We start from the raw sequence: 14,572 nt of genomic DNA, 5'->3' as shown, positions 1-14,572 counted from the left end.
CATTATGATACAAATGTAATGATATGGAAGATATTATACTCCTATCAATTTCAGATAGCAACTATTAATAGGAAAGTGAAATCCGTTATTCTTCATAAATCATTTTTACAGTCATTCCGCCATCTACCATTAGGTTCGTACCCGTTATAAAGTTATTTTGTGGGTTTGTTAAAAACAGACAGGCTCTTGCTATATCCTCTGGTTTGCCGACTCTTTTTGATAAATGCTGGTCATGATCGATGTCACGTAGATTTTCATAATCTTTCGTTTCAATCCAGCCTGGTGAAATACTATTTACTGTTATATGTGCACCTGAAAGACTATTTGCTAATGCATGGGTAATGGCCATAATGCCACCTTTGCTTGCGCTATAGCTTTCTGTATTTGGCTCAGACATATAGGCTCTACTAGATGACATGTTGATAATGGAGCCACCATTCTTTTGTTCACGCATGATTTTGGCCACTTCTCTTGAACAAAGAAATACACTTCTAAGATTCGTATTTAGTACGTCATCCCATTCCTCGATTGATAAATCATAAAACGGTTTAAATATCCCTTTGCCTACATTATTGATAAGAATATCAATTTTTCCATATTTATCTTTTGTCGTGTGAACCAAATGAATAATTTCAGCTTCATTTCGTACATCGGTTTTGATAAATAATGCTTTCTCTTTTTGATCAAGCTGTTCAAGATATTGCTTTCCCTGATTTTCATCAATATCTGCCAGAATAACATATGCCCCTTCTTGTAAATAGGCTGTTGCAATCGCTCTTCCGATTCCATTGCTAGCACCTGTAACAATCACAACTTTTTCTTTAAACAAACTAATCTACCTCCCTATATACCAATGAAGTAAGTATTTAAGTAATACATTATAAAAAAAGCAAGCTAATTTCTCAGCCTGCCTTGTTTGCTTTATTATTCAGTGATTTCTACTTTTTCCATTACATCGCCATTTTTCATCGCTTTAACAGTAGACATTCCAGATGTAACTTGTCCAAATACAGTGTGAACACCATTTAAATGTGGCTGTGGCTCATGAACGATGAAGAATTGGCTGCCGCCTGTGTCACGACCTGCGTGTGCCATGGAAAGAGAGCCTTCTACGTGTTTATGAGGATTTCCAACAGTTTCACACTTAATTGTGTAACCAGGACCACCTGTTCCATTACCGTTTGGATCTCCACCTTGGCTTACGAAACCAGGAATGACACGGTGGAAAGTTAGACCGTTATAGAACCCTTTATTAATTAGTTCTACAAAGTTAGCTACTGTTCCAGGAGCTTCATTTGGATATAATTCAAATTCGATTTTTTCGCCATTTTGCATTAATATGTATCCTTTTGTTGCCATGTTTACCATCTCCTTAATTCAAAATCAGCTTTTATCATAACATCTTTTGCTAAAGAAAGAAAATAAAACGTTTATTTCCTGAGTCATTCTATTACTTTTTCAGGTTCCTCGTAATTTATTCCTTTTGTATCAACTGTGACTTTTTTCATTTTTATCTCTTTTAGAGGCTTGTCCAGTTCATCTCTATCAGCTGCTACAATCTTATCAACTACATCCATTCCTTCTATTACCTTACCAAATGGTGCATAATGGCCATCTAAATCATCAATATCTGCTACCATAATAAAGAATTGAGAGCCACCTGAATCTAGCATTTGAGACCTTGCCATACTAATAACGCCTCTTTCATGCTCTATATTGTTTTCGAATCCATTATCCGAAAATTCACCTTTAATAGAGTAACCGGGACCACCTGTTCCATTCCCATTCGGATCTCCCCCTTGAATCATAAAATCAGGAATCACTCGATGAAAAATTAATCCATCATAAAAGCCCTTATTGACTAATGAAATGAAGTTATTCACTGTATTAGGCGCTTTATCTGGATATAGCTCCACTTCAATTTTAGAATCATCCTCCATTGTAATGGTTACGATTGGATAATCATCGGAAGATATTGCTTTACTTTCTTTTTTATCCACTTCATTTGATGGTGCGGTATTCTGTGTTCCACATCCTGTAATTAATAAAAGCATGGATACACTAAATATGGCCATGATCCATCTAGACTGTTTTTTTCTCAAAATGACTACTCCTCCTATACACAGTTTCCTCCTCATTTTAGCGAAATCTTCACTTCTATTCAATGAATAACCTTATTTGTTGAAAGCAAAAAGAATAACCACCTAAGCAATGTGGTTATTCCTTTTCTTTACGTAATATATTTTAAAAGATATGCAGCTAGATAGGGGGAATGAATACGTACTGCTAGAGATGGAGGCCTACTGCCGTTGACCAATTCTAATGGAAAGCCAAGCCAAACTACCTTCTCGTCGATAATAATCATAGGAAAAGGAATATCAGGAGAACTAACAACATTTGATTTAGCAAAAAATTGCTTCCATTCTTGACTAAGGGTACCTTTCGATTGTGGGATCGACACGAATACCGCTTTTTGTGAACGATTCATATCTTTCTTTAATAAATCGATTCTCTGACCATGTGTCCAAAAAAGTTTGGGATTCTTTTGTTGAATCCATTCGCCAATCTGTTGATTAGTAACAACCTTATTGACCCTTTCTTGGTGACTGACTAGTTGACGAATCGTTTTTCGATGATCAATCATTGTTTGGATAAAGCTTCTATTGGCAATATGAATAAATTTTCCTTTTGCTCTACTAATCGCAACATTAATTAAGCGTTCGCTCTCTTTTCCTGTTAAAAGCATGCCAGGTCGTGAAAAGGGGGCAGCTTCTACACTGTCAAAGACGATAATATCTCTTTCACTTCCTTGAAAACGATGGACGGTTGCTATAATTAAGCGCTTATCAGCCATTGATTCAGGAAAAAATTCGTGTGCCATTGCTTCCATTATATCAGCCTGTGCCCGATATGGAGTGACATAGCCAATACTTGTCCCTTTGTCACTTAATGCCTCATGGATAACTTGTAAGGCAAGGAGAAGATGGATATAATTCATGCGAGATTTAGATGCTTTTTCAAAAGTGGCGAATGCTCCAAAATAACTGGAGTCTAATAATACGCTGGCGTTACCCTTAAAGGGTGATTGATCTGCAATCGATTTTCTGCTTTTTTCGACATTCTTGTAATCTCCTACTAATGAATGATAGATATATTTATTCGTAAATTCGGATATCGATGGATGCATACGTCTTTGCTCATTTAATAACAAAAGCTGGGGATGCAGGGAGGAAGTATGCACCATATCTGCTACACCTGTTGCATGGAAAACATCTTCTTTTAACCATCTATCCACTAATGCATGACGGCTCGTCGCAATAGGCGGTAATTGTTTAAAGTCACCGCATATGATGATTCGCTTTGCAAGAGATGCAGCAAATGCAACCTGTGGTATATAAGCCATACTTGCTTCATCTACGATAACTAAATCATACTCATCTTCATAAATTGCTGGGTCTGTCGCGGCCTTTGCTAAGGTTGTCCCAACAATTTTCGCTTTTTGAACAAATTGTAATTCTCTTTTGCGGATTTTTTCCATTACACTTGCCAGCTTCTCTTCCATTTCCAAGAGTTGGGAAGAATCTCTAATCGTAAATGCACTCGCAAGATCAGATTTAAGCTTTTGCTTTTCTTCGATAAACCGTTGCCTTTGATTAGCAAGATCCATATCCTTTTTATCAAGCAAAGAGCTAGATGTAATTTGCTCTTGTTCCAGATGGCCATTACTGCTATTACCGCCGTATCGCAGAATATCGCCCAGTTTAAAACGGTCTTTTTCTTTTACGGTCGTGGTAATTTCTGTCAGTAGTACATCAACTGCCTGATTACTTTGCGCTAAAACAAGAATTCTTTTCCCTTTCCAATAACGTTGTAAAGCTACTCTTGCTAGCGTGTACGTCTTTCCTGTTCCTGGTGGTCCCCAAACAAAAGAGACTGGATTATACTTACATCTTAACGAAAGCTCATGAACATTATTTTTCAGCTCTTCAGTAGGATGCTTTGTTGCTTCACTTGGACGCATTAATTTTACTATTCTACTAAGCTTCCGTTTATTCTTTTTTATCGAATCAAAGCGAATTTGCAGCTGTTCTAAAAGTTCCCAGGGATCATGTGACAAATAGGCTTCAGAAATATCCTCGCCAATCATCTTTTCCAAAATGACTAGAAGGCTCTTGCCATCTGCCGATAATACTCGTCCGTTAACTGCCTGATTTCCCCAGTGAATGATTACATTTGAGCCAATCGGAACCTTCAGATTACCAATACTTTCAAAGTAATACGTATAATCATTTTCTGTATTTAATCGTATCCCATTAGATAAAGCCACTTTAGATTGTCCGTATTTTTTTAAATAATTTATTTCCATTTGAAGTGCTTGCTGCCATTCTTTAATGGTCTTGATAATATTTGTCATTTCTTATAATTCCTTTTTTAAAAAATCGATTTTACTATTATAACACTTATAAAAAAAGAAGGATAGAAATGGCTCTATCCATTTCTATCCTTCTTTTTTTAGCTGTTCTAAATACGCATCAATTTTTGCATCTAATCGTTCTAAGCTTTTCAATGCTCTTTCCTTCGTTATCGTGCGATAGTGATGATGTCCTCCAGGCTCCTCATCTTTTTCATCAGCCAATTTTACGATTTTTTGTAATGGTGAGAGTATTACGGAACCTCCTGGAATAAAACTGTCAGTATGAAAAAGGACAGCTAATGCGATTTCTTTGGCCTTTACAGGATTTTCTCCTAAACGAATTAATAATTTATGAGCTCTTTCCGCTCCCTTAATTGGATGAATGTCATTTTGTCTATATAATTTATAATCCCATTTCCCATCTTTATACCAGGTGTAATGACCCATGTCATGTAAAAATCCGGCTTTAGCTGCATTATCGACATCGACATTTGATTCTTTTGCCATTTCAAAAGCATGATAAGCAACTGCCAGAGCATGAGCTAAACCTGAACGTGTAATATATTTTTGCGCTATATGGTGGTTATAAATATCGATAAGTTTAACATCTCTCATCTCCGACACTTCCTTTCTTTATTTGAACACTTAACTTAAAGTGTTTTTGCAGGTCTGTTGCTATTAATTAAACCTATTCACCTTTTTCCTTACTATGATACATGGACTTAAGCTATTTACTATTCCATCTAGCGTCCATTGTTTAGCATTTATAAAAAAACACCCAAAATGGGTTAATGTTTAATTCTTTTCTCGCACCTTTAAAAAAGTATTTTTCCTATTATATTATATTTTTAATAAAATGATAATAAAAAACACCTAAATAAGAATGGAAATTTGAAAACAAGTTTTTTATTTATATTTGACTTAATGATATTTTTAAAATTTTTATAATATTTTGAATGCGTAAAATTTATTGAGATATACTCGTAAAAAATTACTAGCTGGGAAAGTTTTTTTATAGAAGGCTATTTTCCACTCAATTTATATATTTTGCTAAAAGTATATAAATTTAACAACAATAGAATTCAATCATTAAAAATTACATGTCTAGTTAAGAAGAAGAGAGATTATATGTATAATATTATCTTTTTTTATCATATGAAAAAAAGGATGTGATAGAGCTTCCTATCACATCCTTTTTTTAAGCATTAACAGTTGGTAGAATCGAAGCACCCATCAAGTATTCATCTACTTTTCTAGCAGCTTCTCTTCCTTCATTAATTGCCCAAACAATTAAGCTTTGTCCTCTGCGTGCATCACCTGCTGCGAAAACACCTTCTAGATTTGTTTCAAAATCACCGTATGCTGCAGCAACTTTGCGGTTCATTGTTTCGAGACCAAAATGCTTTAATACAGGCTGTTCAGGACCTTCAAAGCCAATTGCGATAAAAACTAATTGCGCTGGCCATACTTTTTCTGTTCCTGGAATTTCTTTAAAAATAAACGACCCATCTTCTTGCTTTATTTTTTCCATTGAAACAGTGTGTAATTCTTTTAATTTGCCATTTTCATCTTTTACCATCTTCTTCGTCTGAATTCCATACTGTCTAGGATCTTCGCCAAACTTCTGTTCTGCTTCCTCGTAGGCGTATTCTAATGTAAAAACATTTGGCTCAGCTGGCCACATATTATCACTTGTGCGCATTAGCCCAAGCTTTGGATGTTTACCAAATTGGACAACACTTTTACAATTTTGGCGAAGAGCAGTTGCGACACAATCGGCTCCTGTATCTCCACCACCAATAACGATAACATCCTTCCCCTCTGCGTTAATGTAATTTCCATCTTTAAAATTAGAATCTAGCAAGCTTTTGGTTACACCTGATAAATAGTCCATAGCAAAGTGCACACCTTTTGCATCTCTACCTTCCATCACTAAATCTCTTTGCTTTTGAGCACCTGTACAAAGAATCACTGCATCATAGTTTTCTCTTAATTCTTGTGCCGTTATATCTTTTCCTACCTCTGTATTGGTAATAAAATCAATACCTTCTTGGGTAAGAAGCTTAATTCTGCGCTCCACGTCTTTTTTCTCAATTTTCATATTTGGAATGCCATACATTAATAATCCACCTGGTCTATCTGCTCTTTCATAAACAGTTACAGAATGGCCAGCTTGATTTAATTGATCTGCACTAGCAAGTCCTGCGGGACCAGATCCAATGATCGCGACTTTTTTTCCTGTTCTCTTTTGAGGAATTCGTGGTTGAATCCAACCGTTTGCGAACCCCTTATCAATGATAGTTCGTTCGATATTTTTAATCGCAACTGCTGGATCAGAGATTGCGACCGTACAAGAACCTTCACAAGGAGCAGGACATGCACTTCCAGTGAATTCTGGAAAGTTATTTGTTTTTAATAATCTGTCTAACGCTTCTTTCCATCTCCCTTTATATACAAGGTCATTCCATTCAGGGATTAAGTTATGGATAGGACAGCCAGATGTACTTCCGGAAATTTCCATTCCGATATGGCAAAATGGTGTTGCGCAGTCCATACATCTTGCCCCCTGTCTTTGAAGTACCTCATCAGCGAAAGGAGCAGAATACTTTTTATAATCTTTTAGACGGGAAAGCGGATTTCTTTCTTCCGCTTCCTCCCGATTAAATTCGATGAATCCAGTTGCTTTACCCATTCTGTTCTCTCCTTTCTACTGCACTAATACGGTTATTTTATTTGTTTGTTTTTTTTTGTCTTGTTTGGAATTATTCTCAAATGCTTCCATTGAAGCTGCTTCTTCTGATAAGCCGCTTTCTAGCCCTTTTTGAATGTTTGCGATCATTCGTTTATAGTCTTTTGGAATTACTTTAACAAACTGGCGTACATAATTATCCCAATTTGCAAGTACTTGTTGACCTACTAAACTATCTGTTGCTGCCACATGTTTTTCAATTAGTCCTTTTATTCTCTCTATTTCTGCTCGTTCTTCTAGTGTTTCAAAAATAATCATCTCTTTATTGCATAATGTTTTGAATTGGTCTGCATCTTTTGATAATACATAGGCAATTCCACCAGACATACCAGCTGCAAAGTTTTTACCCACATCTCCTAGAATAACAACTTCCCCACCAGTCATATATTCTAAACCATGGTCACCAATGCCTTCTACGACAATACTTGCACCACTGTTTCGTACTGCAAATCGTTCGCCTGCTTTTCCATTTATAAATGCTTCTCCGCCTGTCGCACCGTAAAATGCTACATTCCCAATGATAACATTATCTTTTGCTGTGTAAGAATTTACTGCTGGTGCTTTAGCGACAATTCTCCCACCTGATAGCCCTTTGCCGATATAATCATTCGCATCACCTGTTAAATAAAGACTCATGCCTTTTGGAATAAACGCGCCGAAGCTTTGACCAGCTGATCCTGTGAAATGAAGATTAATCGTATTTTCTGGAAGACCTGCTTCTCCGTATAGCTTCGAAATTTCGCTACCAACAATCGTGCCTGTTACACGGTTTGTATTTCGGATAGTATAATGTAAATCTAGTGTTTCTTTGTTTTTTATTGCTTTGTTAACGGCTGGAAGAATCTTTTGAATATCTAAGCTTTCCTCAATCTTATGATTTTGCGGCGTTTGGAACGTTCTTGGACCATCCACTTTATATAAAAGTTTAGATAAATCTAAGTCCTTCGCTTTCCAATGTGTTTTCGCTTCTTTGCTAACGGTTAGCACATCTGTTCTCCCAACCATTTCTTCCACTGTGCGGAAACCTAATTGTGCCATTAATTCACGTACCTCTTCCGCAACAAAACGCATGAAGTTTACGATATGGTTAGGGTCTCCAGCAAATTTATAACGCAATTCTGGGTTTTGGGTTGCAATTCCAACTGGACAAGTATCTAAATGACACGCACGCATCATCACACATCCCATAACAATTAGCGGAGCTGTTGCAAACCCAAATTCTTCTGCTCCCATAAGGGCTGCAAGAACAACATCTTTCCCTGTCATTAGCTTGCCATCTGTTTCAAGCACAACACGACTTCGTAAACCATTCAACATTAATGTTTGATGCGCTTCTGCTAAGCCTAGCTCCCATGGAAGACCAGTATGTTTAATACTTGTTTTAGGCGATGCTCCAGTTCCCCCATCATAACCACTCACCACAATAACATCTGCAGCACCTTTTGCAACACCTGCTGCAATAGTGCCAATTCCGCCTTTTGAAACTAATTTAACGGATATACGTGCATCTCTATTCGCATTTTTCAAATCGTGGATAAGCTGTGATAAATCTTCAATCGAATAGATATCATGGTGTGGTGGTGGAGAAATTAATCCTACACCTGGCGTTGAGCCACGTACTTCTGCAACCCATGGATATACTTTATTTCCAGGTAATTGCCCACCTTCACCAGGCTTTGCACCTTGTGCCATTTTAATCTGCAATTCTTTCGCATTGATTAAATAATGACTTTTAACTCCGAAACGACCAGAAGCAATTTGTTTAATATTGCTTCTTCGATTATCGCCATGTTCATCAATTGTATAACGGGATGGATCTTCTCCACCTTCTCCACTATTGCTGCTTGCGCCTAATCTATTCATCGCGATTGCTAATGTTTCATGGGCTTCCTTACTTAGCGAACCAAATGACATAGCTCCTGTCTTAAATCGTTTTACGATTGATTCGACAGATTCCACTTCATTGATATCAATCGGCTGTCTTGATGCATCAAAAGCAAATAAATTACGCAAGAAGCTCATGCTTTCTTCATTAGCCGCTTCAGTAAATTGTTTAAATAATCCGTAATCACCTTTTCGACATGCCCATTGTAAAGTATGGATTGTTTTTGGATTAAAAGCATGGTGTTCTCCGCCTTTTCTCCATTGAAAATCACTTCCAGAATCTAATGTTTCATCGATTGATTCTTGATATCCTAATAAATGTCTTTTTGTTGCTTCTTCCGCAATAATATCTAATCCAATTCCACCTAGCTGAGAAACAGTGCCAGTAAAGTATTGATCGATTACTTCCTTGCCAATACCGACTGCTTCAAAAATTTGTGCCCCTCGGTAGCTTTGTACAGTGGAAATGCCCATTTTAGACATTACTTTTACTACACCTTCTGTAATTACTGTATTGTATCGAGCTACAGTTTCTTCATAGGAAAGGGACAGGATTCCATCTTCTCTTGCTTGGTTGTATGTCGCATATACCAAATAAGGATTAATAGCATCGGCACCGAAACCAATTAAACTCGCAAAATGGTGTACTTCTCGTACTTCCCCTGACTCTACAATAATACTTGCTTTCGTGCGAAGCCCTTTTTTAATTAAATCTTGATGCAATGCACTTACAGCAAGTAGAACAGGAATAGCTTTCTCTTCTCTATTCATTGCACGATCCGATAGAATAAGCAATGATACACCTTGTGTGATAGCTTCTTCTGCCTTTTGGACAAGGTTATTTAAGCTTTCTTCTAAATTATTTGTAAATAAAGCATCTATTGTTCTAGCTGTAAACTCAAGTCTAGCATTAGTTCGTAATTGTTCCACATCACTATTAGATAGAATAGGTGTTTTCAGTTGTATTCTATAACAATTACTTGCATCTGGATGTAATAAATCCCCCTCTGCTCCTAACCAAGAAAGAGTCGAGGTTACTAGTTGCTCGCGAATTGCATCAATTGGCGGATTTGTTACTTGTGCAAATAATTGTTTAAAATAATTAAATAATGATTGAGGCTTATTAGATAATACAGCAAGCGGCGTATCATTTCCCATTGATCCGATCGGGTCTTTTCCCTCTAATACAACGGGAATTAGATTTTTTTGCACATCTTCATACGTATAGCCGAAAGCTTTCTGCCTTGCGAGTAAATCAGCAAATGTCTCTGCTTTTTCTTCTTTGTTTTCCTCTAAGTGCACAACTTCCTCTAACCACTCTGTATATGGATGCTCAGAAGCAATCGAATTTTTAAGCTCTTCATCCGAAACAATGCGTCCTTCTTCTAAATCAATCAACAGCATTTTGCCAGGACTTAGACGCTCTTTATAAAGGACATTTTCTTCTTCCACTGGAACAACCCCAACTTCTGAAGAAAAAATGATGTAATCATCTTTTGTGACATAATATCTTGCTGGACGTAAGCCATTGCGATCAAGAATTGCTCCAATTTGTTTTCCATCTGTAAAGGTAATCGCCATTGGGCCATCCCATGGTTCCATTAAGCTACTATGATATTCGTAAAAATCTCTTTTTTGTTTTGATATATGCGGGTTCTCTGTCCATGGCTCTGGAATCATCATCATTGCCGCATGAGCTGGAGTGCGGCCAGATAGGATGAAAAATTCTAATGCATTATCAAATACGGATGAGTCGCTTCCATGGGAATCTAAGATTGGCAACACTTTTTCTAAATCAGCTCCAAAAACCTCTGATGCAAATTGCTGCTCCCTTGCTTTCATCCAATTAAAGTTGCCTTTTAATGTATTTATTTCTCCATTATGGATTAGGTATCGATTTGGATGCGCTCTTTCCCAGCTAGGAAATGTGTTGGTGCTGAAACGAGAATGCACAATGGCGAAAGCTGAAACAAATGCTGGGTCTTGCACATCTAAATAAAAGCTTTCCACTTGATCAGATGTTAATAATCCTTTATAGACGATTGTGCTTGATGAAAGACTTGCAAAGTAAAACTCTTTCTCTTCCACTCTTCCCCATTTTTCCGCTAATTTTCTGATAATATATAATTTGCGTTCAAATGCTAATTTACCTTTATTTGTTTGGTTGGACTGAATGAATACTTGGCGAATTACTGGACAGCTTTCTTGTGCAACTTTTCCGATTTTTCTGAATTCAGTCGGTACAGTTCTCCAACCTAGAAGTACTTCTCCGACCTCTGCAATATATTCATTGATTTTTGTCTCGATTTTGTCTCTATTTGGGTCATCCTTTGAGAAAAAGACCATTCCAACTGCATATTGTCCACTCTCTGGTAGGTTAATATCTTTTAATTCTTTCCGAAAGAAAGCATCTGGAATTTGTACCATTAATCCAGCACCATCTCCTGTTAATGGGTCACTGCCTTGCCCACCACGGTGATCTAATTTACAAAGCATGCTTAAGCCTTTTGTAACGATGTCATGCGTCGCTTCCCCTTTTATATGAGCGTACAGTCCGATTCCACATGCATCATGTTCAAATTCCGGTCTATATAAGCCCTGCGCTTTTTCCATTTGGTTGTACGTCATTTCAACCACCCCTGTCAGATTTTCTAACAAATTTTTTTATTCAGATAATTCAATTATACTATACAAATTCATATGTACAATATATCATTTAGATAGAAATAATCTAAAAATGAGATAATAATAAAGAAGGTCGATAAAAATGGAACTGAGACAACTAAAATATTTTATTGAAGTAGCGGAAAGGGAACATGTATCAGCCGCTGCTGAACATCTACATGTTGCCCAATCTGCTGTTAGTCGTCAAATTGCTAACTTAGAAGATGAGCTAGGCGTTCAATTATTTGAACGTGAGGGTAGAAATGTGAAGCTGACTTCGATTGGAAAGATATTTTTAACCCATTCTCTTGCCATCGTCAAATCGGTTGACCGTGCTATTGAACAGGTAAATGCTTATTTGGATCCAGAAAGAGGTTCGATAAAAATCGGCTTTCCAACAAGTCTTGCAAGCCACTTACTACCAACGGTTATTTCTGCCTTCAAAGAAAAACATCCAAATGTGAAATTCCAATTGCGGCAAGGATCTTATCATTTTTTAATAGAAGGAGTAAAAAATAGAGATTTAGATTTAGCCTTCTTGGGTCCTGTACCAACAGACGAATTTTTATTAACGGGAAACATATTGTTCACTGAAAAAATCTTTGCATTATTACCGAGTAATCATTTGTTAAGCGAAAGGAGATCCCTTCGATTACGGGATTTACGCAATGATGAATTTGTTTTATTTCCTAAAGGCTATATTTTGCAAAAAATCGCCATTGACGCTTGCAAACAAGAAGGATTTTTACCAAATATAAATGCGGAAGGCGAGGATTTAGATGCGATTAAAGGATTGGTTTCTGCCGGAATGGGTGTGACACTTCTGCCAGAAAGCACTTTTTATGATACTGTTCCAAAGTTTACGGTGAAAATACCAATTGAAGATCCGATTATTAGCCGGACTGTCGGAATTATCGTTCCAAGCAATCGGGAATCTCCTCCATCTGTTCAAACCTTTCGTCGATTTGTCATCGACTTTTTCACTATTTTAGAAAAATATCAATAACAGGATAGAATAAGGGTCTAAAACTTTATTTAAAGTTTGACCCTTATTTTCCTACCCATATCTTATTTTACTAAAACTTCCTTCACTAAGGAATGAAAAATAGTTAAGGCATGATTAATAGGCTCTGGAGTAGTCAAATCGACACCAGTTTTTTTGAGAAGCTCGAGTGGATAGTCAGAACTTCCACTCTTTAAAAAGTCTAAGTAGTTTTCTACGTCCCTTGCCTCTCCCTCTATTAGTTTATCAGCTATATTTATGGCGGAAGCAAATCCAGTTGCATACTTATAAACATAAAATGGACGATAAAAATGGGGGATTCTCGACCATCCATACTTCACTTGCTCATCTACTACTAAATCGCTGCCATTATATGCTTTAAACAATTCCTCATAGGTAGAATTAAAAAAATCCAATGAGAGCGGAAGCCCTTTTTCCGCCTGCTCATGCACTGTTTTTTCAAATTCGCTGAACATCACCTGTGTAAAGAACGTACCTTTAAAGCTATCAATAAAATGGTGTAATAAATGCTCTCTTTTCAATGGATCCTTCTCTATTTTTAATAAATGTCTAATTAGCAATACTTCATTCACAGTAGAAGCGACTTCCGCAACGAAAATGCTATAGCCTGCACTTATTTGCGGCTGATGTTTGCTACTAAAATAGGAATGCATCCCATGTCCGCATTCATGAGCTAGTGTAAATAAGCTATCTAAATCGTCCCGATGGTTTAGCAGAATGTATGGATGTACACCATATAATCCTAAATTATAAGCGCCGGAACGTTTACCTGGTGTTTCCCGTACATCTAAGTAACGCTTATTCTTAAAGCTTTTTAGTACAGCGAGATATTCTTCACCAAGTGGTTTTAATGCATCCAGCATTATTTGAAATGCTTTCTCATAGCTAATCTCTTCCTTGGCTGCTTCTCCGACTAATGGAACACTTAAATCATAGGCATGAAGCTCTTTAAGCTGAAGTCGCTTTTTGCGAAACTCCATATAGTCATCCATATAAGGCAAATTCTTTCTTGTTGTCTGAATTAAGTTATTGTATACACTTACTGGAATTTGGTCTCCAAACAAACTTTTTTCTAAAGCAGAAGGATAATTTCTAAGTTTTGCTGTTTTTACATTATTTTTCACTGCTGCACTAAAGGTTGTTGCGATGGTATTTTTCATTCCTATATATGGTTTATAATACGCTAGGTAAGCTTCTTTCCTTACATCTCGATCTTCACTTTCGATTTTTTTGGCATACATTCCTCTTGTTAACTCAACCTTTTCTCCATCTTCATTTGTTACTTCTCCAAATGTTATATCTGCGTTATTTATCATTCCGAATACATTACTCGGTACTCCTAATGCTTCACCTAATTCTGACAAAATCTCTTCTTTTTCTTTGCTTAATACATGCTTCTTATAGCGAAAAGATTCTAATAAATCTTTTTCAAAATAAGCTAACCCTGTCTCTGCTTTTATGTACGCTTGTAATTTGCTTTCTTCTAATGATAATAAAAAAGGCATGAAAAAAGAAGTGGCACTACTATATTTCTGACCAACATAGCGTGCTTTTTCAATTAGACTTTGGGCATGTGTATTACGTGTATCTAAATCTAACAGAAGCATTCCATAAGCATATACTTTTCGATAGATAAAGCTAACTTCCTCTGATAAAGTAAGATAGGCTAATAAACTTGCCCCATCGGAAATATTGCTATTAAATATGGCAAGCTCCTTGATTTTCATCTCAACTAATTGGAGATCGTTTTCCCAATCTTCTTCTGTTTTATAAATATCCGCCAAATTCCATTTTTCCCACTCAGCGACTTCTTCCCTTGTTTTATATGTATTCATAA

The 14,572-nt window shown here is 36.7% G+C and carries 9 protein-coding genes; 1 reads left to right on the top strand and 8 read right to left on the bottom strand.

Annotated features, from left to right (window positions below; genetic code table 11):
* Positions 1 to 85: 85 nt before the first annotated feature.
* From AB3U99_RS12375 to gltB, 7 genes are all read right to left on the bottom strand, one after another.
* Positions 86 to 829 carry an SDR family NAD(P)-dependent oxidoreductase gene (locus tag AB3U99_RS12375; RefSeq protein WP_400241413.1) on the bottom strand — a complete coding sequence of 248 codons (744 nt, stop codon included), beginning with the start codon at positions 827 to 829 and terminating at the stop codon, positions 86 to 88.
* Between the two features lie 95 nt (positions 830 to 924).
* On the bottom strand, positions 925 to 1,359 hold the full coding sequence (locus AB3U99_RS12370) for a peptidylprolyl isomerase (RefSeq protein WP_312095772.1): 435 nt from the start codon (positions 1,357 to 1,359) through the stop codon (positions 925 to 927).
* An 83-nt stretch (positions 1,360 to 1,442) separates the two neighbouring features.
* Positions 1,443 to 2,075 (bottom strand): peptidylprolyl isomerase, encoded by a 633-nt coding sequence (locus AB3U99_RS12365; RefSeq protein ID WP_400248054.1) that lies wholly within the window; start codon positions 2,073 to 2,075, stop codon positions 1,443 to 1,445.
* 155 nt (positions 2,076 to 2,230) lie between these two features.
* Positions 2,231 to 4,414 carry a DEAD/DEAH box helicase gene (locus tag AB3U99_RS12360; protein WP_400241411.1) on the bottom strand — a complete coding sequence of 728 codons (2,184 nt, stop codon included), beginning with the start codon at positions 4,412 to 4,414 and terminating at the stop codon, positions 2,231 to 2,233.
* Positions 4,415 to 4,498: 84 nt separating this feature from the next.
* Positions 4,499 to 5,029, bottom strand: a complete 531-nt coding sequence (locus tag AB3U99_RS12355) for an HD domain-containing protein (RefSeq protein ID WP_400241409.1) — start codon at positions 5,027 to 5,029, stop codon at positions 4,499 to 4,501.
* A 583-nt stretch (positions 5,030 to 5,612) separates the two neighbouring features.
* Positions 5,613 to 7,106, bottom strand: a complete 1,494-nt coding sequence (gene gltD / locus AB3U99_RS12350) for a glutamate synthase small subunit (RefSeq protein WP_400241408.1) — start codon at positions 7,104 to 7,106, stop codon at positions 5,613 to 5,615.
* Positions 7,107 to 7,121: 15 nt separating this feature from the next.
* A complete protein-coding gene (gene gltB / locus AB3U99_RS12345) occupies positions 7,122 to 11,675 on the bottom strand; it encodes a glutamate synthase large subunit (RefSeq protein ID WP_400241406.1) in 4,554 nt (1,517 codons plus the stop codon).
* A gap of 139 nt (positions 11,676 to 11,814) precedes the next feature.
* Here gltB and AB3U99_RS12340 point away from each other — a divergent pair, with 139 nt between their 5' ends.
* The gene (locus tag AB3U99_RS12340) at positions 11,815 to 12,717 is read left to right on the top strand and encodes a LysR family transcriptional regulator (protein WP_400241405.1); all 903 of its coding nucleotides are present in this window, start codon (positions 11,815 to 11,817) and stop codon (positions 12,715 to 12,717) included.
* Between the two features lie 62 nt (positions 12,718 to 12,779).
* Here AB3U99_RS12340 and pepF read toward each other — a convergent pair whose 3' ends face one another.
* The gene (gene pepF / locus AB3U99_RS12335; protein ID WP_400241404.1) at positions 12,780 to 14,570 is read right to left on the bottom strand and encodes an oligoendopeptidase F; all 1,791 of its coding nucleotides are present in this window, start codon (positions 14,568 to 14,570) and stop codon (positions 12,780 to 12,782) included.
* Positions 14,571 to 14,572 lie beyond the last annotated feature (2 nt).

The organism is Niallia tiangongensis (assembly GCF_044704065.1).
Taxonomy (GTDB): domain Bacteria; phylum Bacillota; class Bacilli; order Bacillales; family Cytobacillaceae; genus Niallia; species Niallia tiangongensis.
The sequence above is the reverse complement of the archived record's forward strand: the minus strand, read 5'-3'. Positions and strand labels throughout refer to the sequence as shown.